The sequence below is a fragment of the Paenibacillus sp. Marseille-Q7038 genome, from assembly GCF_965111595.1.
Genome location: NZ_CBCOOM010000001.1, coordinates 3,030,924 through 3,056,949 on the forward strand (window position 1 = coordinate 3,030,924; position 26,026 = coordinate 3,056,949).

Genomic DNA, 26,026 nt, shown 5'->3' on the forward strand with positions numbered 1-26,026 from the left:
TGAGTTCAGCCTTCTACGCGGTACACGCTTTTCACTTTACGAATTACATCAAGCGAATCAAAATGCTTTTGTACCTTATCCATATTGGCTTTACTTGCATCATGTGTCACGATAATAATCTCTGCATCCGGATTCAATTCATTTGGCTGTTGTACGACCGATGCAAGACTCACATTATACTCAGCAAATATTTGTGTGATCTGTGCGAGAACGCCTGCCTTATCATCCACATGAAGCAAAATAAAATATTTATACTTAATATCTTCATCGCTAATCAATCTTTTCTCTTTATATGGAGCAATTGCTTTCAGTCCACTGACACCAAGCTTCAAGTTACGGATAATCGACACAAGGTCAGCTACAACAGAAGTAGCTGTAGGCATTTCTCCTGCACCTGCTCCGTAAAACATAGTCTCTCCAACAGCTTCTCCATGCACGTAAACGGCATTGAATACTCCATTAACCGAAGCAATCGGATGTTGTTTCTTCACCATGGTCGGTTGAACACTAATCGAGATTTGGTCGTCTTGACGCTCTGCGATACCAAGCAGCTTCATCTCATAACCAAGACGCCGTGCATAACCAATATCCTCTTTTGTAACGGAAGAGATTCCAGAAACCGATACATCGCGAAGCTCCACATTCGTATGGAATCCTAGTGTAGCCAGAATCGCCATTTTGCGAGCAGCATCAAGACCCTCTACATCAGAAGTTGGATCTGCTTCTGCATATCCAAGATCCTGTGCTTCTTTTAATACTTCCTCATAAGAAACGCCTTCTTGGCTCATTTTTGTTAATATATAATTCGTTGTTCCATTCACTATTCCCATGATTTTAGTTATACGGTCAGAGGAGAACCCTTCAATTAACGTACGAATGATTGGAATTCCGCCGGCTACACTAGCCTCATAGTATACGTCACAACGTTTTTCTGCTGCTTTGGCTAAGATTTCCGATCCATAAAGTGCCATAAGATCCTTATTGGCAGTTACAATATGCTTTCCTCGCTCAAGCGCTTCTAAAATATACTCTTTTGTTTGATCTACTCCACCCATGACTTCCACAATGACGTCAATGTCCGGGTGACGAATCACTTCCCAGGGATCTTCTGTTAATTTATTGGAATCCACATTGATATTACGGGCTTTTTCTGTATTCTTAACAGCAATCTTCTCAATCACAATCGGTGAACCAACCTGACTGCTAAGATCCTCTTGATTCCCTTCCACGATGCGAACCACACCAGTTCCTACAGTCCCTAAACCAAGCAAACCTACTTTAATTGGTTTCATATCATTCATCCCCTAATGTACGATTTAGTGTTTCTCCTCTAACCCTGGCCTATCAGTCTTGTACGTTTCACTCCATGCAAATTTTCAAGTTGATCCAACATATCACCGATTTCTTCGGTTACATGCGAGATTTCCACAGAGATTACTACATTCGCCCTTCCTTGAAGCGGAAGACTTTGATGTATCGTAAGTACATTTCCCCCACATGCTGCCACTAAAGACAGTACTTGAGAAAGCATACCTGATTCATGCTCCAAGTCAATAGAGATGGTAACAATCCTTTCTTTCTCTAACTGATTAACGAGATGAATTCCATCCTTATATTTGTAAAATGCACTCCGGCTAAGACCTACCCGCTCGGCTGCCTCATGCACTGTCTTCACTTCACCTGTCGCAAGCAACTGCTTCACTTGCATGGTCTTAACGACCGCTTCTGGTAAAATATCTTCCCTAACTAAGTAGTAACGCTCTTTCAAAACGTCCTCTCCTCAAAGACTATTGTATTCGCATAGTGGACATTATATAGGATAGCCACGAAAAGGGCAATAGACATATGGAATGAAAAACATAAAAAAAAGCGGATACCCTTTTAAAGGATATCCGCTTTCTTATGTTTTCTAGCGTTGGTTAAAAGTAACTGCTGCTCTCAACAAATTCAAATTCAAAATCAGAAATACGGACAATCGTACCATCTTTTGCACCACGTTTACGAAGTTCGTCATCTACTCCCATATAACGAAGAGTACGAGCCAACTTCATAATGGCCTCATGTGAATTAAGCTGCATTCGTTTCATCATACGCTCAATTTTAGCACTGTGTACAACAAACATCTCATTCTCACGGACAATGGTAAACCCTTCGTCTTCTGCTTTTTCAAGTTTGTAGACTTTACGCTCACTCACCTCAGAAACTTCTTCTACCACTAGTTCTTCTGGGATGGCATCCAAAAGATCTGCTGCTTTATAGAGAAGTTCTTTGATTCCTTGTTTAGTTAATGAGGAGATCGGCAAAATTTCTATATCTGGACGAACTTCTTTAACTTTCTTCGCAAAGGCTGCCAGATTCTCTTCTGATTCAGGCATGTCCATCTTGTTAGCTGCCACAATTTGCGGTCTAGACATCAATTTTTCATTATACTGACGAAGCTCATCATTAATTTTGATCCAATCTTCAAAAGGATCTCTTCCTTCTGAACCACTCATATCCACAACATGAATAATAACGCGAGTACGCTCGACATGTCGTAAGAATTCATGACCTAGACCGATCCCTTCGCTTGCCCCTTCAATTAGACCAGGCAAATCTGCCATTACAAAGCTGCGCCCTTCTCCTACTTCAACCACACCTAAATTCGGAGTAATTGTTGTAAAATGGTATGCACCGATTTTCGGTTTCGCACCGGAAACGACGGACAGCAAAGTAGATTTGCCGACACTAGGAAATCCTACAAGCCCTACGTCTGCCATTACTTTCATCTCAAGAACAATATAACGCTCTTGACCTTCTTCCCCATTCTCCGCAAGTTCTGGAGCTGGATTGTTAGCCGTTGCAAAACGGATATTCCCCCGTCCTCCGCGGCCACCACGAGCAATTACAACTTGCTGACCGTGACGCGTCAGGTCCGCAAGGATTTCTCCCGTATCCTCATCTGTAACAACTGTACCCGGAGGAATTCGAACAATCATATCCTCTGCATTAGCACCGTGTTGACTTTTGTTACGACCTTTTTCTCCACGTTTTGCTTTGAAATGACGCTGATAACGAAAGTCCATGAGTGTTCTTAGGCCTTCATCAACTCGGAAAATAACGCTGCCGCCTTTTCCTCCATCGCCACCTGCAGGTCCACCCTCTGGTACATACTTCTCACGTCTAAAGGAAACAAGACCGTCCCCTCCATCGCCGCCTTTTACATATATCTTCGCTTTATCTACAAACATAACTGCTCCTTCCTCATATACCGCAAGTCACACGAAACTGAAATAATGCATGTTCTTCCGTGGTCTGTTCCGCTTCGACTTTTACTTTAATACCTTGCTTTATGGTAAACAGATTACTCCAAGCTTCGGTCTCAGGCGATACCTTCTCTCCTTCGAAACGCACGATGATATCACCTTGATCCTGATGAAAAAGTATCATCAGCTTGCGGATCTCTCCCCAAGACGATCGGCTACTGAATTGATAAGCTCTGACCGTATCTGCAATCGCCCCTGTCAATATCTCACCGTCCTCGGGAGAAATCAAGGTGTCCAGTCGCAAGCCTTCTTCAACTTCAATATGAAGTTCTAGCGGGCTGCCACTCGTTCTGTACGATTGCAAATAAAAAACAAGAGAAGATATGCCGAGCTTGGAGATTTTACTTTCTTCCGTAGTTCTCTCTTTTATTCTTTCCACAGCTTGTATCAATTTATCAGCTTTTCCTAAACGAATATATCCATACAATACTTGCAGATCATTCATCCAGTCATGTCTGTGATGGTTTAATGTTGCTATTGCAGCATTCTCCATCCTCTGTGTAATATGCCTGCGCTGTTCCTCAAGTTGTTTGTCTATTCTTTTACAAATGAATACAAAGACAGCAATGATCCATATGCTAAGCAGCAAACACGAAATCAAACTCTTCGAGATGATTACCAGTACTAACGGAAATAGAATTGAGGTTAAGGCCGCATAGGGAACTTTTTTCCAGGAATTCATAACTTCTCCCCGTTCATCAAATCTTGTTAGCCCTTCTCTACAGGCTATACAGGCAGTATATCATACACAAAGTTATCAGACAGTAACACGATATAAAAAAAGCCTTCGGCAAACATGCCGAAGGCTCCTTAGGCTTAAATGCCTTATTACGCTTCTACTGCAGCTGCTACAGGAGCAACATCAACAGGGTAGACGCTCACTTTTTTGCGATCGCGGCCCAAACGTTCAAATTTCACAACGCCTTCTACTTTCGCAAACAAAGTATCATCTTTACCGATACCTACGTTCGTACCTGGATGAATTTTCGTTCCACGTTGACGAACAAGGATGCTTCCGCCACTAACTGTCTGACCGTCTGCACGTTTAACACCAAGACGTTTAGACTGAGAATCACGACCGTTCTTTGTGGAACCTACCCCTTTTTTGGATGCGAATAACTGAAGATCCAATTTTAACATTGTAGTCTACCTCCTTCTTTAGTTATTGTGCTGCTTTATCTGAATATACTCACCGTATGAATCGACAATCGAATTCAGCATAACCACAAGTGATTCAAGCAGCAGCTGTACCTGAGAATAGATATTGTCCTGAATTCCGGAAGGAAGATAAGCACTGACAAGACCATGCTCCATTTCCGCATCAAGTTGAACACCCGTAAGGGCTTCAATTGAATTCACGGCACCCACGGTTACGGCAGATACACCCGCACATACAATATCTTCACCGGCTTTTGCATAATTCGCATGGCCCTTCACTGAAAAACCACGAATGCTGCCATCACTAAGACGAAAAATGTGTACAGTAATCACTGTTCCACCCTCTTACGCTTGGATTTTGCCGATTGTTACTTTAGTGTAAGGTTGACGATGACCTTGTTTTACACGGTAGTTCTTTTTAGGTTTGTATTTGTAGATAACAACCTTTTGACCTTTACCATGTTTTTCAACAGTCGCTGTTACAGTTGCGCCGGCTACTACCGGAGTTCCTGCAGTCAATCCATTTTCACTGGAAACAGCTAAAACACGGTCAAACGTTACAGTTTCACCATCAGCTGCGTTCAATTTCTCGATGAAAAGAACATCGCCTTCTTGAACTTTGTATTGTTTACCACCAGTTTCAATAATTGCGTACATTTGCTTGCACCTCCTCATGTCTCAGACTCGCCTAATCCAGGTGACTGCACGTCCATACGGAGTGTAGTACTTCAACCTGATCGGAGCGGTTGCAGCATGTGCAGCAATGAATACTAAACACATACTTAGTGATTGTAACAGATTCAATAATAAAAATCAATAATTTCTCCAAACCTTCTAGTCAATAAAAAGTGTGCTTTCTTCTCTCACTTTTTTGCGTGTCAGCTCAAGTAATCCAAGCCTTGTCCATCCAACTACAACAGACTTTGTTCGATCTTTCTTAATTTCTACTTCAAGTGTCCGTAAGACTTCACTGCGGTTTTCTTCCTTCTCCATATCAATAAAATCAATAATAATAATTCCACCGATATCCCGAAGACGAATAAGCCTAGCGATCTCCGCTGCGGCTTGGAGGTTCGTTGCGGTTACGGTCTCCTCAAGATTTCGTCCACCAATATACTTACCTGTATTGACATCAATTACGGTGAGTGCTTCCGTATGGTCGATAACGACATACCCACCACCGCCAAGCCAAACTTTTCGCTTAAAATCTCTCTCCAGCTGTTCTTGAACTCCGTAAGCTTCAAACACCGTTTGATTACTATGATGGACATGAATTTTCGGGATTTCGTTATATACCATTTCCATAAAATAAGCTGCAGCTTCTTTTGCTCTTTGCTCATCGTCGATGACAAATTCATCGCCGCCTTCTGTATAGCTGTCACGTATAAATCGTTGTACAATACTTAAGTCCTGATGGAGTAAACGCGGAGCGTTACTTGTCTCTGCCCTGAACTGAATTCTTTCCCATTGTTTACGGAGCTGAATCAAATCGCCATCAATGGATTCCAAACTTTCTGATTCGGACACAGTTCGAATGATCATTCCTTCATTCTCTGCTCTGCACTTTTCACTGATTGTCTTTAACCGATTTCGTTCACTTTCTTTTGCAATTTTCTTGGAAACAGCAATGTATCCAGCAAGCGGCATGTACACTATATAGCGTCCAGGGAGCGCGTAATGTGTCGTCACTCTAGCTCCCTTACCTCCTACAGGTTCTTTGAAGACCTGTACGATGATCTCCTGACCAGCGTGAAGTAGTTCCGTAATCAAAGGTTTTACCTCGGGCTGCTTATCCAAATGCGGGTGCAATACATCATCAATGTACAAAAAGGCGTTTTTTTTCTGGCCAATATCCACAAAGGCAGCTTGCATACCTGGTAATACATTGACCACCCGTCCTTTAAAAAAAGAACCAAGTAATCCACGTTCCCCTGTCCGTTCTGCTGCGTACTCAACTACCTTGCCTTTCTCCAAAAGTGCCATTTGCGTTATGTTTGGTTGGCAGTGTACAATCATTTGTTTCATGGCTTCACCTCTAGAGACTTTTAAAAAAAGAAAATAATAGTAATCGCGCGCTCACTTATTTTGTGAATTACCCCTTTTTCTCGAAATATGACTCAATAATGCGCTGTTCCGGCAGAACACCTATGATCTCGCCCTTAGCATTCATGACATAGATCATATGATATCGCTCTCTCTTAAATAAACGCAAGATTGCATCTAAAGGTTTCGTAGGGATTGAAATTATTGGCTGTGCAAGACTAGCAGAGGATAGATGATAAGCAAACAACTTATCCCTATTCACTAAAAACCGAACAAATCGGTAAGGTATGTTGCGGTAATCTTCGATTCCCGAATATAGTAAAAAACATCCCATAAGCAGAATGTTTAACTCTATTTTCCCTGACTCCTTCATTAAAAAGGGAGACAACGAGATGATAATCATAACGACACTAGCGACAATACTCAGCCTGTAAGTAATAACGAGTGTTCTATAATAAGGAAGAAATAAGCTGATCAGAGCTTGAGCGATTTTCCCTCCATCGAGCGGAAGAATAGGTAGAAGATTAAACAAGGCAATGATTGCATTCGCCTGAATAAAATATATCAGAAACTCCCCATCCCACCATTGTAAGCTGAGCATTCCTACTGCAGCTCCCATCATAATTACATTCTGAAGAGGCCCGGCTAGTGAAATAAGGATTTCTTTTCCCGCAGTCAAATCACCTCTGTCTTCAATGACTGCAACGCCGCCAAACGGCAGCATTTGAATAGACCTTACCTGAATACCAAGCAGTGCTGCTGCTGATGCATGTCCTAATTCATGAATAAACACAATCACAAATAAAGTGATGAGTTCAATAAACTGTCCCGTGGCAACGGACAGCATCATTAAGAGAACAAATACCGGATGCATGGACAGCCGAACACCCATCACATTAATCAAATGATATCACTTCCGTCGGATCAATATAGGTGTCTCCTTCTTTAAGTGCAAAATAAAAAGTTTGATCCTGATCGGAAGTACTTGCCGAGATTTGACCTATGCGATCTCCCTCTTCTACCCATGAACCGACGGTTAATTTGGTTTCTTCCAGACGACCATAGATACCAGTTAGTGTCGCTGTGTGCTGAATGACTACCGTAGTTCCCACCTCAGGACTTTTGCTCACTTCAATGACCCGTCCCGCGTCCATACTCTGTACTTGCTGAATTCCTCCCCCATCCGAATCGGGGACAATTTCAATCCCTTTCATCGTAATCGCGAACGGCTGCGCTATGGTCCCTTGTATCGGAGTCATATATTTACGCGAGGCAGACACTTTCAGCGGGGATGGATCATCATTTTGAAAGATCGGAAGAAAAGAAGGCGCCCCGCCAAAATGGTCTGTATACCATACAGTAGCAGCCGTAAAATCCATCTCTCGGTGAAGACTGTCAGCAATAAACAGTTTGGCCGGCTGTAGAAAAGAAGCATCCCACTTGAATGCACCCAGAACTGCTCCAAACAATATCACACTGACCGCAAGCCTTTTTACAAAACCTCTCCTAAATCGTCCCGGACGGACAGGTGGACTTTCATCAGGAAGTTCCCCCCAGCCTCGGTATCCCTGTTTCCATAGAACTTCAGGATCCCGTTCTTCTTCTGCCTGATCTGTTCGATCATATCGGTAAAGCCGCTCTGTCGGCTGTTCTATAGGCTTCTGTTTCTCCTGTAATTCTTGTCCTATGAATTCCTGTCCCATCACATTTTTCTCCAGATGGCTTGCCTCGGGTTCAAGAAGCTCCCTAATACGTTCTTTTCTTCGTTCTTTTATATTTTGTTTGATGTCCATAAACTCAGTCCTCCTAGTGAGGTATACTTCCACTATTTGATTTTATGAGCAGAAACAGATGAATATGAACAAGCCTTCCTTTTATATCAAAAAAGGCACGGGAGCTTTTAAGCTCCCGTGCCTTTTAACCATTCTTTAAGCATCGTTTTTGTCCCATTTATTTCAGTGCCGACAAAAATACGAGAACGATCAGAAATAGACCAATCCCGTAAATATCGCACGATATTTAAGTACTTACGAGGATGAACAACATACGAAGAAGCATTCAAATGCCAATTCAGCTGTTTCATTTGTGTAGATAAATTAAATTAACCCATCCCAAAAAATTTCTTAAAGCGTGTAAACACACCTTTTTTCTGTTCAAGCAACATAAGCGGGACCGTATCACCAAGAATACGTCTTGCTATATTACGATACGCAATAGCTGCCTGCGAATCGGGATTCATAACCGTTGGTTCACCTGAGTTTGCAGCTTTGATAACCAGCTCATCATCAGGAACAATTCCAATAAGGTCAATGTTTAACACCTGTAGAATACTATCAATATCCAGCATATCTCCTGATTTTACCATATTATTACGAATTCGATTGACCACAAGTTTTGGAGATTTCACATGCGAACTTTCAAGTAGACCGATAACTCGGTCAGCATCACGTACAGCTGCATTCTCAGGTGTTGTTACTACAATCGCCTGATCTGCTCCTGCAATCGCATTTTTAAATCCTTGCTCAATTCCGGCTGGGCAATCAATAATGACATATTCGAAATCTTTTTTCAGTTCTAACACGATATCTTTTACCTGATCGGGGGATATCGAATTTTTATCTTTGGTCTGTGCAGCAGGAAGCATATATAGTTCATCAAAGCGCTTGTCTTTGACTAAAGCTTGACCTAATCTACACCGGCCCTCAGCCACATCTACCAGATCATATATAATCCGATTTTCAAGGCCCATAACAACATCTAGGTTGCGAAGTCCGATATCTGTATCTACCAGACATACCTTCTTGCCCAATAAGGCAAGTGCGGTGCCTATGTTGGCGGATGTCGTTGTTTTTCCAACGCCGCCTTTCCCTGAAGTGACAACAATCGCCTCTCCCATGTATGCTACACCCCTTTAAACGCGTTAAAATCACGGTGCAAACGAACGATATTACTCGTCTTGTCGATCTGCATTTGTCCGTTCTGCAAGTAAGCAAACTCCATTCCCGCTTCACGCTTCTCCCATTCGTCCGGAGGACGGCTGATAACCTCTGCAATCCGCAGTTGAGTCGGGGCAAAATGTGCCGCGCTAATGATCGCTTCTTCATTACCAGAACTTCCGGCATGAGCCATCCCGCGCAGCGCACCCATAATAAAAATGTGACCCGTACAGCTAACGGTACCGCCTGGGTTTACGTCTCCGAGTAATAGAAGGTTACCCTCATGATGTAAAACTTGACCAGACCGGATGATTCCGGTGATAGTCGTAATCGCTTTTGCATCGGTAAGGTCATTCTTGGCATCCGGAGATTCAATGGAACGGATCAGTAGATTTCCTTTCTTTTTCAAAATTTCAAGAATGGCATCTTTCTGCTCTTCGGTAACGACACGCGAACCTAGTTTGATATCGACATGAATAATGGGACCAGACAATATATTTTGATGGCTGTGCTCCAGTTTATATCGTAATTCACTCAGCAGCTCTTCTAAATCACACTCGTCATCCATCAGAAAAACCAGGCCATCCTTGATGCCTTTAATCGTCACATGATTCGATTTTACTGTCATAAGCCTGTCCCTCCCATCTCAAACATTCGTGCCGAAGCGCAGCAGTTCCTTCTTTTCCTTGCAAAATGAAAAAACATTACGTCTTATCCTTACTTAGTGATCTATGTCGAGACAGCTTATCCAGCTGTTTACGCAAAGGTACATAGATAATAAGAGCAAATATAAAATGAATAAATACCGTAGGTATCATGTATTCTACAAGCGCCCAATCATAGGAAACGTGATTGAGCTGAAAGAGTTTATATATAAAAAACAAAATCGTATCAAACAATAAACTACCTAAAATGACAACCATCATCATAACCGGCATCGTAGTTCGCTGTGACTTAAAAATAAGACCCAGTAAATACGCGGCCAGTCCCATAGAGAAGGAAAATGGTCCGATCATGTGTCCATAATAAACAACGTCATGCAGCAACCCAAAAATAATACCAAGGACTAGTGCCGTATGCCTGTGATAGTATACCGTCACAAACAAAATCGCAATAAACACAAAGTTATAACCTAACCGAGGAAGCAACGCATCCGGAATAATCCACGGCATAATTGTGCCTTCGAGCACAAAGAGGAAGAACAACAGAATGATGAGCACCTGCTTCCGGCCCGCCATTATGGAGTTACCTCCGGAGGAATGACAACAAATACTTCCTTCCAGTCAGTGAAGTTTGCCGCAGGCTCAATGTAAGCTACTTGTGCCAACCCATATTCACTCACTTCTATTTCCTTAACAGTACCAATAACCATATACTTCGGAAAACCTTCAATAATCCCGGAAGACATAATAACATCTTCTTCCTTTATGTTGGAACTTTCTGGAATTTTCGTCATTTGCAGGTAACCTGTTTTAGGATCAAATTTTTCAATCATGCCAAATGTATTATTCTCTTTGCCTACAACGGTGGCTGCAATCGCATTTGCATCGCTTGAGCTTGGGTCGAGTGCTGTAAGAAGAGTGACGGTCGCAGTAAAGTTACTTACATGACTAATTGTTCCTACCAATCCATCAAGGGATGTTACTGCCATTCCCTCTTTAATTCCTGCGTTCTCACCGATGTCGATATTCAGTACTCGGTTGTTAGGATCGGAATTTACACTGATAACTTGTGCCGTTCGAAGTGTATAGTTATGTCTATTCTTCTGTTCTTCTGTGAACTTCAAATCTTCTTGAAGCCGCTTATTCGTCTCGGCGAGATTACCGTATCTCACAGAATCCTGTTTATACTGTGCAACTTTTGTTTTCAATATTTCGTTTTCTGTCTGAAGTCTCTTCAGGTTGGCTATATCTTCAAAAAATCCGGAAACATAAGACGCAGGTTTATAAAAAACTTGCTGAACAAATCCAACCATATCTTTGGTGAATTTCTCAGGCAAGGATAACCCTGCTCTTGACCCCACAGTGAAACCCATTAGGGCTATAAATATAATGATACCAACAAGTAAAATAAACAATCTTTTGTTGCCAAGCCATTTAAACAGTTATAACACCCTCTTACATCCCTTATTTCGCTATCATGTCTACTACTTAAAAAGGGAAAGCAAGTGTAGCGAGGCCAAAGGCCTGTTCTCTACTTTCTTGCGATCCCAACAGTAGCATCAACATAAAAAATGAATGGTGCATTGATGCCATATCGCATCAACACCTACGGCCATACCGGCTCAGCTCGCAGCGGATGCAGCCAGCGGGCTGAAAGTACAAACTATCGCGGCTTAGCGTTTACTTCTTGATTTGAATAAATGAATATTGTCCAGCGCTTTACCTGTACCGATCGCTACACAATCCAGAGGATTCTCAGCTACTATAACAGGCATACCTGTTTCACCAGCAAGGAGCTTGTCTAGATTACGAAGAAGCGCACCTCCACCAGTTAGAACAATACCGCGATCCATAATATCGGCTGCGAGTTCCGGTGGACATTTTTCAAGTGTAACTTTTACAGCTTCTACAATAGAGCCTACTGTGTCTGCCAAAGCTTCGCTGATTTCATCAGATGTAATAGTAATCGTCTTAGGCAGCCCAGTAACAAGGTCACGACCACGAATCTCCATTGTCTCTACTGCATCTAGTGGAAGGGCAGAACCTACCTCCATTTTGAGCTGTTCTGATGTACGTTCACCAATCATAAGGTTATACTGACGCTTGATGTATTGAATGATCGACTCATCCATCTCATCCCCTGCGACACGTACAGAACGGCTTGTAACAATACCTCCAAGAGAGATGACTGCAACTTCCGTAGTACCTCCACCGATATCAACAACCATGCTGCCTGTCGGTTCCCATACCGGGAGATCAGCACCAATCGCAGCTGCGAATGGCTCTTCAATGGTATAAGCTTCACGTGCACCTGCTTGTTTTGTTGCATCTTCTACAGCGCGTTGTTCAACAGCAGTAATACCGGAAGGTACACATACCATTACATTCGGATGACGATGGAAGAAAGAACGCTGTTTTTGTGCTTGGCGAATAAAGTACTTAATCATTGTAGCTGTTGTATCAAAATCAGCGATAACGCCATCTTTCATCGGTCTAATCGCACGGATATTTCCTGGTGTACGACCAATCATCTTTTTGGCAGATTCTCCGACTGCCTCAATGACTTGTGTATCCGTACGTATAGCAACTACGGATGGTTCTCTTACGACAATTCCTTTTCCGCGGACATAAACGAGCGTATTCGCCGTTCCCAAGTCAATTCCCAAATCTTTTGTAAAGCCACCTAACATGCTGTAATCTCCCTTTCTTTTCCCTGCATTATTAACGTTGCTTGTTTCATGAGCAACTGCAACTTTATGATCCGATTCAATAAATAGCTAGATCAGAACACAAGGTATGTATCCTGTTATTCCGCTTCATAAACCGTTAACGTACCACATTATATTATATGAACCCTTGTTCCTTCAAACTTACAAATTTCCCATCCCCGATCACGACGTGATCCAAAACCTCAATTCCTACAATTTCTCCTGCCTCAAGAAGACGCTTTGTGAGCTTTATATCTTCTGGACTTGGAGTAGGATCTCCGCTGGGATGGTTATGTGCACAAATCAGAGATGCGCTGCTGCATTTGATTGCTGCACGAAAGACTTCTCTTGGATGAACAATAGCAGCATTAAGACTGCCCATCGAGAGCGTTTCCTGAGCTATTACATGGTTTTTGGTGTTTAGAAACAGACATACAAAATGCTCTTTCTGCAAATACCGAAGCTGTTCCATTAATAAATCCGCTGCATCTCTTGGACTTCGTATTGTTGGATTGCCAGGCAACCTTGACTGAGACAATCTTTGTCCTAGTTCAATTCCCGCTTTGAGCTGAACGGCTTTGGCAGGACCAACTCCTTTAATTTGTACCAGTTCCTCGATACTTAAATCAACAAGATTACGAAGACTACCTGCCTCACTCAGAATTCGCTGAGCAACATGTATAGCAGATTCCTGCCGAGTTCCTGTCCTTAGTAAGATAGCTAATAGTTCTGCATGACTAAGCGCACCCGCCCCATGATGAAGCATGCGTTCTCTCGGGCGCTGTTCTTGGGGGATGTCGCGCAACATGTACCCTGGCGAACTCATCTTTTCCCTCTTTTCAATAACAAACCTAGAACTTTCCCCACCATTTGAATCTATAAGGTCTCATTGAATCTAATAATATCTAATTTTACGTTTCATCTATGGCAAGCACATGCATACCAAGCTCGGCAAGCTGTTCGCTTAGCAAGGATAGTGGCAAACCTACAACGTTAAAATAACAACCTTCAATAGATTCAACCAGTATGGAACCAATGCCTTGAATTGCATAGGATCCTGCCTTATCGAATGGTTCTTTGGTTGCAATGTAGGCACGTATTCCTTCATCCGTTTGTGCTTTCATCTTCACTTTTGTCTTACGATGGTCTACGATGATACGTCCTGTATCTCCCGATATGCAGGCCACTCCGGAGTACACCTCATGAGTACGATTCTGCAGCATACCTAGCATTCGAAAAGCGTCTTCCTCATCCTTCGGTTTACCAAGTATCATTCCGTCCATTACGACAATTGTGTCGCTTCCAACTACTATTGCACCCTCCATACTGGATTCGTAGGAATCATAGACCGTCTTTGCCTTGCGAAGCGCTAATTCTTCAACGACTTGATCAGGTGTATAGTCTGCTGGTGTGTCCTCATCTGCATGACTTGGAACAACTTCAAATGGTAACCTAAGAGAAGCAATAAGTTCGCGTCGACGTGGAGATGTTGAGGCTAGAATGATTCGATGGTTCTGCTGCTTTTTCAAAGGGATAACTCCTTACTTCACCGATAATGCTATAAGCATCTCTGTTTTAATCGTTTCTGTACTGACTTAAAACTGCTAAGATGTGCAAAGTGAATATACTGCTTACAATTTGCGATAGAGCCAAATAGCTGACACCATACCCAGCAGACTAAGCAGGCTCATTTTTAATTGAATGTTTAGGTTATAACTAATGATGTCGAAATTTGCTTTTGGCGACCAACTTATTGTCGTCGTATTCGTTAGAATAGAAAGAGCCTTGAATTGCTCTAGACCCTTGGCTATGAAGGCTCCTATCAGCCAACCCAGGAGCAGAAACAGTAACAACATGCCGAAATTTTTTTTCATTGTACTCTTCCCTCGCCATATTTTGACACCTTCATTATTATACGGGAAGCAACGCGTAAGTACAAATACAAATCCGGCCTGGGGAAGTATTTCCATTTCCCGGCCGGACCAAAGGGACGCCTTATGATTGTTTCATTACCTCTAACAGCTGTTTTTCTTGAAGGATATAATCCATTACAGCAGACTGCACCTTCCACATATGCTCTTTATTAGGGTTTTTATTATATTCGGAGACTGCACTAATAGCGGTATTCATAGAGGACTCCATCTTCCGTTCAATTTGCTTTCCGTTCTCAGAGAGTCCTGCATGAACCGCTCCAACACTGCTCGTAAATCGCTGATGTGCATCCGAGATCTCACTTAATTTGTCCTTTGGTACAGCAGTTTGAACTTGTTCGCCAATATGAGTAATCGATAAAGAAGCAAGCAAGTCAGTAAGTATTCTATTATTTTCAAAAAAAGGACTGACCACATCTGCATTCCCTATGAATACCACATCTGAAACGGCAGGCAGCGAGATCTCTCTTACGTATAGCTCTACCCCTTCTGTCTTCAGCTGATTACTTATTAGTTTTGCTTCCTCCCGATTGGAAGATACCCCTGCATATACTCTTGCTTCATCCATTGGGTCACTTCCTGCTGCAATCCCTGCCTGGGTGAGCTCTTTCTTCGCTTGACTTGCACCTTCTGTCGTGCTGAACACACCATACTGAAGCATGAAATAAGTCGCTCCTGGTATAGATACAGTGGTGCTAGCAATATTGGGAGTTTCCGTTCCCAACGTTTGTGTCTGTGAATTTTTAGTAGGAGAAATAAGGTCTGTCCCTACTGCCGTTTCCGTTACAGTCTGAGGAGCTGTACTCGTCTCAGGATCCAACATAGACATGGCTACAAATCCAAATAACACGCCTGTCATTACCGCGGCAGTTACCGATCCAAATACTTTCCATCCTCCTGGCGATTTTCGATGATGGACAGAATATGATTTAGTGGTTACCTCCGGGTAATGCTGCATAGGCAAATCATCATATGGATCCCTATGATCTTCCCTGTCAGAAGAGTCCTCGGTAACTGTCCTTTTCTCGATCATCGAAGAACCAGCATAGGGACCAAAAGGTTCGCCCCAATCATCATAGATTGGATTTCCGTAATAGGTATCTTCCTTTCCTGCTTGCTGCTCTGCGGAAAGATTTTCTGAAAGATTCCGTTCACTGTAACCTGACCGATCTTTTTCCCCATCTAACTGGTGATGTGTTTCGAGTGGAGGGACGCTACGATCCAGCGAGATTGGATTTATTTTAGTTCCCAAAGCAATCATTTGATTAGTACGAGGAGACTCCTTTTTTTCTGTTATGTGGTTGGGAAGCTGATGAGAAGTGTTCTGAGATTCCTCACCAAAACGAAATGTCATTCTCGCCTTATTCACGGTGTAAGCCCCTCCCTTGTCCTTTTTATCAGCTATATGTGTGAAACATGCGATATATGCATAAAAAGCACCATCTCTGCCCTATCGCAGAAATGATGCTTTTTATGATTGTTCTTGTCGAGTCGCCTATTTCAAGCCTTTAGCCAGCTCATATCCAGCTTTCCAAATATCCCCTGCTCCCATAGTTAGCACTAGATCGCCTGGGTTTAATCGGTGTTCCAGATGTGTAACTACATCCTCTTTTGTTGGGAAGTAGGTTGCATTTGGATTACTGTTTTGTTTGATAAGCTCAACCAATTTAGAGGAATGAACCCCTTCAATTTGTTTCTCCCCGGCAGGAGAGAAAATATCCGTAATAATAACTTCATCCGCTTCCGCAAAAGCGCGACTAAATGCATCTAGCAAGAAGAATGTTCGCGTATAACGTTGCGGCTGGAATACGGCAATAATCCGCTTCCCTGTCGCTTTTGCAGCACTGATTGTAGCTTCGATCTCTGTAGGATGATGAGCATAATCATCAATAATCAGAATATCACGTGCTTCACCAAGCACCTGGAATCTGCGTTTTGCACCGCTGAATTTCACGATTGCTTTTACGACGGATTCAAATGGAATTCCTGCTTCTAAACAAGTGATAATCGTTGCCATTGCGTTGCTTACATTATGTTTACCAGGTACTGATAGCTCTACTTTGCCGAGCGGAGCTCCGCGATGATTCATCGTAAATGAGATACGACGATCGCCAAGTGTAAGATCCGTTGCTGTATAATCCGCTTCCGCATCAATTGCATAAGTAATAATGTTAGATTTGAGTTGTGGCATAATGCTCTGAATGTTCTCATCATCTGCACAAACAATTGCACAGCCCTCAGGTTTTACCTGATTTAAAAACTTCACGTAAGCATTTTTCAACTCGTTAAAATCGTTGTTGTAATTTTCAAGATGGTCGGCTTCCAGGTTGGTTACAATCCCAATCCAAGGATGGTAATGCAAGAATGAACCATCACTCTCGTCTGCCTCAGCAACGACACAATCGCCTTTACCTGCCTTGGCATTCGTTCCGAGATTCATAATCTCCCCGCCGATGATGTAAGTAGGATCTGTTTCGCATTCTTCCATAACAAGCGCGATCATAGAGGAAGTCGTTGTCTTACCATGCGCTCCCGCAACGGCTACTCCCTTACGCTCGTTAAGTAAACGTGCCAACATTTGTGCACGATGAAGAACCGGAATTTTTAATTGTTCCGCTTCAACCCGTTCCACGTTGTCTGCAGTCGCAGCCGTTGAATAAACGACCAAATCTGCGCCGTGTACCTGTTCCGCCGTATGGCCGATATATACTTTTGCTCCTTTTGCGGCGAGCTTTTCAGTTAGCTCCTGGGATGCCACATCCGAGCCTGTTACCGTATAACCCATCTCTAGCATAACTCTTGCAATGGCGCTCATCCCATAGCCGCCGATACCGATAAAATGTACATGTTCCGTAGTATTCAACAAGTTTTCACCAACCTTTTTCAGAATCGGTTTGATACAAAAGACTGGCCCGAACATCTGCAATTAAATACAATGTGCCGGACACAATCCCCAGATCGTCCGCTTCCGTCCGTAACTTAAGTAAGCTCAGTGCATTTTTCCATGAAGGTTCTACAATGATGTCAAGGTTTGGTTTGGCAAAGGATGGACGAAGCTCTTCTACCATATTTTTTAACTGTGCCGCATCCATTTTACGTCGGAAATCAGGCTCAGTCAGGATAAGCGTATCCACTAGTGGCAGTATATGCTGCAAATATGATTTGTGATGCTTATTCTCCAGCATGCCCATCATTAAAATTATTTTCCGATCTGCATACAAATCCTTTATCGTTCTGGCAAGTGTTTCTGCACCTTCCGGATTGTGTGCCCCATCCAAAATAAGAAGCGGATCATCGGACACTTTCTCAAAACGTCCGGCCCAGAAAGCCCTTTGAAATCCTTTTTTCAAATCTTCCTCTTCCATATAGAACGCCATGTACTGGCGCAGCACTTCAAGTGTCATCAGAGCACAGGCAGCATTTGCACTTTGGTGCTTGCCCTGCATTGTCAGCTCCACATCAAGTTCACGAAACGGTCCATTATAATGGAATCTTTGACCATTCTTATTAACCTCAAGTTGCTCATAAGTAAACTGTTCACCTGCAACATACAGGGTTGATTTTTTCTCAGCACAGGTTTCACGAATGATACGAATTGCTTCCGGCTGTTCAACCGTAGTGACCACAGGGACGCCGGGTTTAATAATCCCTGCTTTTTCAGATGTAATTTGTTCAATCGTATCCCCAAGAATATCGGTATGGTCAAAACCAATACTCGTAATCACCGAAATGATAGGGGTCACGACATTAGTTACATCAAGCCTTCCCCCAAGCCCAGTCTCCCATACTACCACATCGGGATAGCATACCTCCGCATAATACAGAATTGCGAGCGCTGTCGCAACCTCAAACATCGTCGGAGATCCAAGTTCTGTAGCAGCCACTTCTTCTACAAGAGGCTTCAGCTTGTTAGCCAGCTGCAACATAGTGTCTTCCGGGATGTCTTCTTCATTATACTGAAAACGGTTTGTAAACTTGGTGATATACGGAGAAGTAAATGTCCCTACATCATACCCGCCCTGTCTAAGGGTAGAAGTCAGAAAGGCACAAGTCGATCCTTTTCCGTTCGTTCCCGCGACATGAATGAATTTTAGATGTTTATGAGGGTCGCCCAGCTTAGATAATAACAATTCAATACGGGATAGCCCCGGTCTAATTCCAAAAGGAATTAGATTGTTTATCCAAGCTACTGCATCATTGTAGGTTTGTAAAGGAGCTGCACAAGCAGCCCCCGTATTTTCAGACATTTTCTTCACCCTCCGATTGCGAAATTTGTGAGACTATTCTTTAAGGGATACCGCGAAATTATAACCGAATTAGCTTTGTAGTTCAGCAATACGAGCAATGACTTTACTGCGTTTATCCGAATAATCCGCAAGTTTTGCACGCTCTTCTTCAATTACTTTAGCTGGTGCTTTGGATACGAAACCTTCATTGCCAAGTTTTTTCTCAATGCGAAGCACTTCTTTATCTAAATTCTCGCGTTCTTTCTCAAGACGAGCGATTTCTTGGTCAATATCGATAAGTCCTGCGAGCGGGAAATAAATTTCAGCACCTGATACAATGGCCGTCATCGCTTTCTCCGGTGTAGGTAAAGAAATACCTGTAGTCAGATCAGAAGTATTACAGAATCTGCTAACATAAACAAGGTTGTTGTCGATGATCTGCAGCGCATCTGCATTACTTGCATTTACATTCATTTCAATCTTCTTACTCATTGGCACATTTACTTCTGCACGAACATTACGAACAGCACGAATGAGATCCATCAGCATATTCATCTCAGCTACAGCCTGATCGTTAACCAGTTCTTCGGTAAATTCAGGCCATGCTGCAAGCGAAATGGTCTCTCCTTTATGCGGCAAATGCTGCCAGATTTCCTCGGAAATAAACGGCATGAACGGATGAATAAGACGCATTGTACGATCCAGTACATAAGCAAGTACCGACTGTGTCTTACGTTTTGCCTGCTCATCCTCACCATATAACGTCAATTTGGAGAATTCGATGTACCAGTCACAGAGATCATCCCATATGAAGTTATACAGCGCACGTCCGGTTTCTCCAAATTCATAAGCGTCCATAAGACGAGTTACTTCTTTTGCAGTTTCATTTAGGCGATGCAGAATCCAGCGATCAGCTGTGGATAGTTCACCTGTAATGTCAATGTCCTCATATTTAATGCCTTCCAGATTCATGAGAGCAAAACGGGAAGCATTCCAAATCTTATTCGCAAAGTTACGTGCTTGTTCTACACGTTCCCAGCGGAAACGAAGATCTTGTCCTGGTGTGCTGCTTGTTGAAATCATATAACGCATTGCATCTGCCCCATATTTTTCAATAACTTCAAGCGGATCTACCCCGTTGCCAAGCGACTTCGACATTTTGCGTCCTTCTGCATCTCGTACTAGACCATGCATCAGTACATCCTTAAACGGAATTTCATCTGTAAATTCAAGTGCTGTAAAGATCATTCGAGCTACCCAGAAGTAAATGATATCGTACCCAGTCACGAGCACAGACGTTGGATAGTAGCGTTTCAGATCTTCTGCGTCTTCAGGCCATCCTAGAGTAGAGAAAGGCCATAACGCCGAACTAAACCAAGTATCAAGAACATCTTCGTCTTGACGAAGATCTGCAGACCCACACTTGGTACAAGTCGTGAGGTCTTCCTGGCTAACATGAAGCTCTCCGCAAGCATTACAGTACCATGCTGGAATACGGTGTCCCCACCAGAGCTGACGAGAAATACACCAGTCGCGAACATTCTCAATCCAGTGCAGATACGTTCTCTCAAAACGATCTGGAACAAAATTCACACCTTTTCCGCTCTTCTGAGCTTCAATAGCTCTTTCCGCAAGCGGCTGCATCGCAACAAACCACTGTGTAGACAGATAAGGTTCTACAACAGCACCTGAACGCTCACTATGACCCACTTGATGCACATGGTCTTCAATGTTAATAAGAACACCGAGTTCCTTAAGGTCAGCAACGATCTGCTTACGACACTCACTACGGTCAAGCCCTTTATATTTACCAGCTTCCCCGTTCATGGTACCCGTCTCATCCATAACCGTGATTTGGGGCAGGTCGTGTCGAAGACCGACTTCAAAGTCATTTGGATCATGTGCAGGCGTAATTTTTACCGCTCCGCTACCGAACTCTTTGTCTACATATTCATCTGCAATAACAGGAATTTCACGGCCAATAATCGGCAGTACAAGTACTTTGCCAATCATATCTTTGTAACGGTCATCTTCGGGATGAACCGCAACAGCCGTATCACCAAGCATGGTTTCTGGTCTTGTCGTTGCAACGGTAATAGAGCCGCTGCCGTCTTTTAAATCATATTTCAGATGGTACAAGTGACCTTGTACTTCTTTATATTCAACTTCAATATCAGATAAAGCCGTACGTGCTGCCGGATCCCAGTTAATGATACGTTTTCCGCGGTAGATAAGACCTTTATTATATAGTGTAACAAACACTTCACGTACCGCTTTTGACAACCCTTCATCCAGCGTAAAACGCTCGCGAGAGTAGTCAAGAGACAAGCCCATTTTTGCCCATTGGGAACGAATCGTACTGTTATATTCTTCTTTCCAGTCCCAAACCTTCTCAAGAAACTTTTCGCGTCCGAGATCATAACGAGTAATTCCGTCTTCTCTCAATTTTTGCTCTACTTTGGTTTGAGTTGCAATCCCTGCATGGTCAGAACCAGGCAGCCAGAGCGCGTCATAACCTTGCATCCGTTTCGCACGGATAATAATATCCTGAAGTGTAAAGTCCAGCGCATGACCGATATGAAGCATACCCGTTACGTTTGGCGGTGGAATTACAATGGTAAAAGGCTGTGCATCCTTACGCTGACCTGCTTTAAAGAAATTGTTTTCCATCCAATACGGGTACCACTTCTGCTCCGCAGCATGCGGATCATAAGTGGTTGGCATTTCCGTCTGATTGGGTTGATTGGGTTGATTTGTTGCTTCAGACATATACATTCCTCCTGTTAATTTAGAACTTCAAAATACATTTTCATCAGTAGCGATAAAAAAACAAAAAGACCCTTCATCCTCAAAGGACGAAAGGTCATTCTTTCGCGGTACCACCTTTGTTTCATACCAAAACATAATTACCACAAACTTTAGTTTGCGGGCTTGATATGACACTTTGTTAGACAGTATAACGGCTGCAGCCGGCCACATTCTAGTGCTCTCTATGTACAAAACATACGAAAGCATTCAAAAGGGCAACTCCCGGGTGACTTCGGTCAGTAAAGTATCCTGCGGAATCTCACACCACTCGATTCCACTCTCTGAAGGGTTCACTGCTTACTACTCCCGTTCTTCGTTGTTCCATGTGTAATTCAAGGGATCTATACGAACCACAATGAATTATATTCATTGTATCCCCAATCCTACAGACATCATACATTTCTAGCCTAAATTCGTCAACAGGCGAATGCCTATTTCCCGCATAGGGAAAGACTGGAGCGGGATAATAGCTGAATTCTATGTAACACAAAATAATTAAAAAAAGTGCCCCTGGTCGTTATTACGCCCAAGAACACATTATTTTAATATTAGGCCTAAGGAATGTAAAGCACCTGTCCCTCTTCAATCGACTGCTCAGATAAACGATTATACAGCTGTAACTCACGCGTGCTTAGTTGATACCTATCTGCAATCGTATCCAAAGTTTCTTCCCGTTGTACTATACAAAGCTTGACCCTCTTGAATGGCGTCTGCTCAGAACTACCGCCAAGAAATAGGTTTTTCCACTGTACATCTTCTGTCTGCTCTTCTTCACGCTTTTCTACGGGAATCTGTTCCTCTAACTGTAGAACTTCTTCTGTTCTCTTGCTCTTCTGAAGAAGAGAGGTAATTCCATACGAATCAGCGGCAGGGGCATCACTCTCTTTTTTACTGCCAAAAGCAACTTTTAGCTCCGGCTTTTCGTCTTCTTCCTCTGGCTGAGGTACATCTGCTGTAAGCAGCACTCCCTCATCCTCCCAGGTAATCTCCTGATCGTCTCGCTGCACCGTGGCAGGTTCTGCAGTTTGTTCTTCTATAGGCAGTTCTGCATCTTGAAGACTTACAACAGGTTCCGCAGGCGTTTCAAAATGCCAAACTTCTGGCGCGGCAGAGAGTTCAGTCGCAGAATTTCCTTCTTCTGCATCCTGATTATCTTTTGTCTCTCTTAGCTCCCAGTTCTCTTGATTCTTTATTCTCCGCTCTTCTATATTAGAGTCTTCCTGCTGATTAGAACCTTCATCTACCGATAGAGTCTCATAAGGAAGATTCCAAACGTCTCGCTCCTCCTGTTCTTCATTATGAACCGAAGTCGGTGTTATATAAGGAGCATAAAATGTAGGTGGTACCGGAGAAGTGTCACTCGTATGCTCTTGCTCAAATGAAGCTTCACCACCATCCGTAGCAGGATCGCGTTGATATGGATTATATCCGGTGTACTCTTTTGGTGCGTTATTCTCCTGTTCAGAAGCGGAGTTCGTGTGAACTACAGTAAATTCGTCCGAATTCCAAGCAGGAGTTTCCTCTGTTTGAATTCCTTCTATTCCTCTGAGAGACAACACCCCGGTAATATTCAAACTTCTTGTAGACAATAGGTCGACATCAAAATTCTCAATCTCAACAGCGATCTCATCCACAGAGGCAACCCGGCTAAGCGGAATCGTAATCTCCACCGGAATGAGGTGCTGCAAACCTTCCTGTTCCTTATTCTCACCAATATACACACCTGACAACAGCAAATGCCCCCGAAGCGCTGCATGTTCCTGATCTGTAATCACCTGTATTCGAGGATAGAGTTCAATCTCTTCAAGCTCTGCAATGGCGGGAACATGTTCTGGTAATTGAACACGTTCATAAATATCAAACCGAAGTCCGTAGGGCGGGTTTAACATAGCTGTAGTCCTCCTTTCGGGCATATAGTTACCATGAAAAAGACCATGGCTTTCGCTCATGTAACGAGAGTTTAACAATAAGTTTCTTCTCGTTGACATGTATATGCTCTAAATAGAGGACTCATACCAATTTATGAGTATTCGATCTATTCCACTTTTTTTCTCGCTTCATATAGTTCCGTAATATCTTCCGGCCAAGGTGCCTCAATACGAAGCAACTCTCCTGTAAACGGATGATGAAATGTAAGCCTCTCCCCGTGAAGAGCTTGCCTGCGAATCCCTTCACTTCTGCCCCCGTAGAGTGTATCACCGAATAAAGGATGACCGACGTGGCTGAGGTGAACTCTGATCTGATGGGTTCTCCCCGTCTCCAATTGCAGACGAACAAGAGTTGCCTCATTTAAACGTTCAGAGACTTTCATATGAGTTACCGCATGTTGCCCTGTAGGCGAAACTCTTCTTCTCTGTTTGTGATGACGATCTTTGCCTATTGGATATTCTAACACTTCTTGATTCTGAGTAATGACTCCATGAACGATTGCCACATAGGCTCGATCAATCGCTTTTTGTTCCATCATCGAATTTAGTTTTAATTCAGCATATCGATTCTTGGCATAAAGCACAGGCCCGGATGTATCAACATCAAGCCGATGAATATGGCGTACCGCAATCTCTTGGCCCTCAGATTCATAGTAGGCAGCGACCGCATGATCCAGCGTAATAATTCCCTCATGTCGCTCATTCCCATCAGGATGGACTGGCATACCTGTCGGTTTATTAACGACAAGACAAAAATCATCCTCGTATAAAATATCAAGCAAGAAATAACGCGGAGAGATACCTAGCGGTACAGACGGAAAAAGGGCCAGCCTCAGCCGGTCCCCCGCAATTTTGATTCCTTGATTTCGCTTCAATTCATGAAGAAGTTTAGGCGGCATGCCCAGCTCCTGCAAGAGCCAAGCTTCAGCAGCTTCATTTCGATTCTCACCAGAGAGTGCCTTTTTTCCTGGAGTAAGCTCCAGCCATTCTCCTCTTCTTTTGGAAGTAATCATAGTTTTCTCAGCGCATTATAATTAGCTTCAATTGTTTCTTCGATATCTTGTTCGGAATGCACACCCGAAATAAACATTCCTTCAAATTGAGATGGCGCTACGCTGACTCCTTCTTGAAGCAAATGTCCGAAATAAGCCCGGAAGCGATCGAGATTACTTGATTTCGCGATATCATAGTTCGTTACAGGCACCTCCGTAAAGAAAGGACATACCATCGAACCTACCCGATTAATTGTTACGGGAATACCCAGCTCACGTGCATTTTTCTCAAAACCAGCTTGCAGCTTTGCTCCTAACATCTCCAAACGATCATAGACTTCTTGATTGAGCAAACGAAGCGTAGTCAAACCTGCTGCCATAGCAAGCGGATTGCCGCTCAGTGTACCCGCTTGATAGATCGGTCCCGAAGGAGCGATCTGTTCCATAAGATCCCGACGACCGCCATAAGCACCCACAGGCAGTCCGCCACCAATTACTTTACCAAGGCATGTCAAATCCGGTGTTACTCCAAATCGGCCTTGAGCACTGTTAAGTCCCACCCGGAAACCAGTCATAACTTCATCAAAAATGAGAATACTTCCGTAATCTTCTGTCATTTGGCGAAGCCCTTCCAAGAATCCAGATACGGGCGGAACGACCCCCATATTCCCAGCAACCGGTTCGACGATAACAGCTGCGATCTCTTCTCCAAATTTCTCAAACGCTACGGCTACCGATTCGAGATCATTATAAGGTACGGTGATCGTATTTACAGCAACACCTTCTGGAACACCTGGACTATCCGGCAGACCAAGCGTAGCTACTCCAGAGCCTGCTTTAATAAGCAAACTGTCTGCATGTCCATGATAAGAGCCTTCGAATTTCAAAATTTTACTTCGTCCCGTTACTCCCCGAGCCAGCCGGATTGCACTCATCGTTGCTTCGGTTCCCGAATTGACCATTCGCACAATATCAATGGATGGCACCCGTTCGCAGACAAGTTTCGCCATTTCCGTCTCTATTAAGGTTGGTGCGCCAAAGCTTGTACCTTTTACTGCCGTCTCTTGGATCGCAGTAATGACCTCTGGATGAGCATGTCCCATAATAAGCGGTCCCCAGGAAGCCACATAATCAATAAATGAATTCCCATCGATATCATAGATTCTTGATCCAATACCGTGATCTGCATAGATTGGTGTAAGTCCAACGGATTTAAAAGCACGAACGGGACTGTTCACTCCGCCCGGCATATATTGTTTTGCTTCTTCAAAAGCTTTACTTGACCGTTCCTCCATACGAGGCTGACGTTGATTGCTGCTCATTACTTTC

General features: G+C 43.3%; 25 protein-coding genes and 2 other annotated features. All 25 genes read right to left on the bottom strand.

Annotated elements, in window-relative coordinates:
* Positions 1-5: 5 nt before the first annotated feature.
* Positions 6-1,292, bottom strand: a complete 1,287-nt coding sequence (locus tag ACWPWY_RS14375) for a homoserine dehydrogenase (RefSeq protein ID WP_454192291.1) — start codon at positions 1,290-1,292, stop codon at positions 6-8.
* 38 nt (positions 1,293-1,330) lie between these two features.
* Entirely contained in the window at positions 1,331-1,768 is a 438-nt protein-coding gene (locus tag ACWPWY_RS14380; protein WP_454192292.1) for an ACT domain-containing protein, read from the bottom strand.
* 151 nt (positions 1,769-1,919) lie between these two features.
* On the bottom strand, positions 1,920-3,230 hold the full coding sequence (obgE, locus tag ACWPWY_RS14385) for a GTPase ObgE (protein WP_454192293.1): 1,311 nt from the start codon (positions 3,228-3,230) through the stop codon (positions 1,920-1,922).
* A gap of 13 nt (positions 3,231-3,243) precedes the next feature.
* Complete coding sequence (locus tag ACWPWY_RS14390) at positions 3,244-3,987, bottom strand: Spo0B domain-containing protein (protein WP_454192294.1); 744 nt, start codon at positions 3,985-3,987, stop codon at positions 3,244-3,246.
* A 146-nt stretch (positions 3,988-4,133) separates the two neighbouring features.
* The gene (gene rpmA / locus ACWPWY_RS14395) at positions 4,134-4,445 is read right to left on the bottom strand and encodes a 50S ribosomal protein L27 (RefSeq protein WP_191802270.1); all 312 of its coding nucleotides are present in this window, start codon (positions 4,443-4,445) and stop codon (positions 4,134-4,136) included.
* Positions 4,446-4,463: 18 nt separating this feature from the next.
* Positions 4,464-4,796 carry a ribosomal-processing cysteine protease Prp gene (locus ACWPWY_RS14400; RefSeq protein ID WP_454192295.1) on the bottom strand — a complete coding sequence of 111 codons (333 nt, stop codon included), beginning with the start codon at positions 4,794-4,796 and terminating at the stop codon, positions 4,464-4,466.
* A gap of 12 nt (positions 4,797-4,808) precedes the next feature.
* A complete protein-coding gene (gene rplU / locus ACWPWY_RS14405; RefSeq protein WP_160036361.1) occupies positions 4,809-5,120 on the bottom strand; it encodes a 50S ribosomal protein L21 in 312 nt (103 codons plus the stop codon).
* Between the two features lie 13 nt (positions 5,121-5,133).
* Positions 5,134-5,221, bottom strand: a sequence feature (ribosomal protein L21 leader region).
* A 76-nt stretch (positions 5,222-5,297) separates the two neighbouring features.
* Positions 5,298-6,488: an Rne/Rng family ribonuclease gene (locus ACWPWY_RS14410; RefSeq protein ID WP_454192296.1), complete on the bottom strand. Its 1,191-nt coding sequence runs from the start codon at positions 6,486-6,488 to the stop codon at positions 5,298-5,300.
* 67 nt (positions 6,489-6,555) lie between these two features.
* Positions 6,556-7,410: a M50 family metallopeptidase gene (locus ACWPWY_RS14415; protein WP_454192297.1), complete on the bottom strand. Its 855-nt coding sequence runs from the start codon at positions 7,408-7,410 to the stop codon at positions 6,556-6,558.
* Positions 7,403-8,299 (bottom strand): peptidoglycan DD-metalloendopeptidase family protein, encoded by an 897-nt coding sequence (locus ACWPWY_RS14420; RefSeq protein WP_454192298.1) that lies wholly within the window; start codon positions 8,297-8,299, stop codon positions 7,403-7,405. The genes ACWPWY_RS14415 and ACWPWY_RS14420 overlap by 8 nt, the downstream gene beginning before the upstream one ends.
* A gap of 308 nt (positions 8,300-8,607) precedes the next feature.
* Complete coding sequence (gene minD, locus ACWPWY_RS14425) at positions 8,608-9,402, bottom strand: septum site-determining protein MinD (RefSeq protein WP_454192299.1); 795 nt, start codon at positions 9,400-9,402, stop codon at positions 8,608-8,610.
* Positions 9,403-9,407: 5 nt separating this feature from the next.
* Complete coding sequence (minC, locus tag ACWPWY_RS14430; RefSeq protein ID WP_454192300.1) at positions 9,408-10,070, bottom strand: septum site-determining protein MinC; 663 nt, start codon at positions 10,068-10,070, stop codon at positions 9,408-9,410.
* A 76-nt stretch (positions 10,071-10,146) separates the two neighbouring features.
* Positions 10,147-10,680: a rod shape-determining protein MreD gene (mreD, locus tag ACWPWY_RS14435; protein ID WP_454192301.1), complete on the bottom strand. Its 534-nt coding sequence runs from the start codon at positions 10,678-10,680 to the stop codon at positions 10,147-10,149.
* On the bottom strand, positions 10,680-11,519 hold the full coding sequence (mreC, locus tag ACWPWY_RS14440) for a rod shape-determining protein MreC (RefSeq protein WP_454192302.1): 840 nt from the start codon (positions 11,517-11,519) through the stop codon (positions 10,680-10,682). The genes mreD and mreC overlap by 1 nt, the downstream gene beginning before the upstream one ends.
* A 258-nt stretch (positions 11,520-11,777) precedes the next feature.
* Positions 11,778-12,794 carry a rod shape-determining protein gene (locus ACWPWY_RS14445; RefSeq protein ID WP_191802251.1) on the bottom strand — a complete coding sequence of 339 codons (1,017 nt, stop codon included), beginning with the start codon at positions 12,792-12,794 and terminating at the stop codon, positions 11,778-11,780.
* A 154-nt stretch (positions 12,795-12,948) separates the two neighbouring features.
* Positions 12,949-13,638 carry a RadC family protein gene (radC, locus tag ACWPWY_RS14450; RefSeq protein WP_454192303.1) on the bottom strand — a complete coding sequence of 230 codons (690 nt, stop codon included), beginning with the start codon at positions 13,636-13,638 and terminating at the stop codon, positions 12,949-12,951.
* A gap of 85 nt (positions 13,639-13,723) precedes the next feature.
* Entirely contained in the window at positions 13,724-14,341 is a 618-nt protein-coding gene (locus ACWPWY_RS14455) for a Maf family protein (RefSeq protein WP_454192304.1), read from the bottom strand.
* A 102-nt stretch (positions 14,342-14,443) separates the two neighbouring features.
* Positions 14,444-14,782 carry a DUF4321 domain-containing protein gene (locus tag ACWPWY_RS14460; protein ID WP_404822638.1) on the bottom strand — a complete coding sequence of 113 codons (339 nt, stop codon included), beginning with the start codon at positions 14,780-14,782 and terminating at the stop codon, positions 14,444-14,446.
* 25 nt (positions 14,783-14,807) lie between these two features.
* Positions 14,808-16,112, bottom strand: coding sequence for an SPOR domain-containing protein (locus ACWPWY_RS14465; RefSeq protein WP_454192305.1), 1,305 nt, complete (start codon positions 16,110-16,112; stop codon positions 14,808-14,810).
* 126 nt (positions 16,113-16,238) lie between these two features.
* Positions 16,239-17,606 (bottom strand): UDP-N-acetylmuramate--L-alanine ligase, encoded by a 1,368-nt coding sequence (gene murC, locus ACWPWY_RS14470; protein ID WP_454192891.1) that lies wholly within the window; start codon positions 17,604-17,606, stop codon positions 16,239-16,241.
* 7 nt (positions 17,607-17,613) lie between these two features.
* The gene (locus ACWPWY_RS14475; RefSeq protein ID WP_454192306.1) at positions 17,614-18,990 is read right to left on the bottom strand and encodes a bifunctional folylpolyglutamate synthase/dihydrofolate synthase; all 1,377 of its coding nucleotides are present in this window, start codon (positions 18,988-18,990) and stop codon (positions 17,614-17,616) included.
* Between the two features lie 69 nt (positions 18,991-19,059).
* On the bottom strand, positions 19,060-21,738 hold the full coding sequence (locus ACWPWY_RS14480; RefSeq protein WP_454192307.1) for a valine--tRNA ligase: 2,679 nt from the start codon (positions 21,736-21,738) through the stop codon (positions 19,060-19,062).
* A gap of 79 nt (positions 21,739-21,817) precedes the next feature.
* Positions 21,818-22,100: a binding site (T-box leader), on the bottom strand.
* Positions 22,101-22,331: 231 nt separating this feature from the next.
* The gene (locus ACWPWY_RS14485) at positions 22,332-23,666 is read right to left on the bottom strand and encodes a LysM peptidoglycan-binding domain-containing protein (protein ID WP_454192308.1); all 1,335 of its coding nucleotides are present in this window, start codon (positions 23,664-23,666) and stop codon (positions 22,332-22,334) included.
* A gap of 146 nt (positions 23,667-23,812) precedes the next feature.
* The gene (locus tag ACWPWY_RS14490; RefSeq protein WP_454192309.1) at positions 23,813-24,718 is read right to left on the bottom strand and encodes an RluA family pseudouridine synthase; all 906 of its coding nucleotides are present in this window, start codon (positions 24,716-24,718) and stop codon (positions 23,813-23,815) included.
* On the bottom strand, positions 24,715-26,019 hold the full coding sequence (gene hemL / locus ACWPWY_RS14495) for a glutamate-1-semialdehyde 2,1-aminomutase (RefSeq protein ID WP_454192310.1): 1,305 nt from the start codon (positions 26,017-26,019) through the stop codon (positions 24,715-24,717). The genes ACWPWY_RS14490 and hemL overlap by 4 nt, the downstream gene beginning before the upstream one ends.
* Positions 26,020-26,026: the final 7 nt, after the last annotated feature.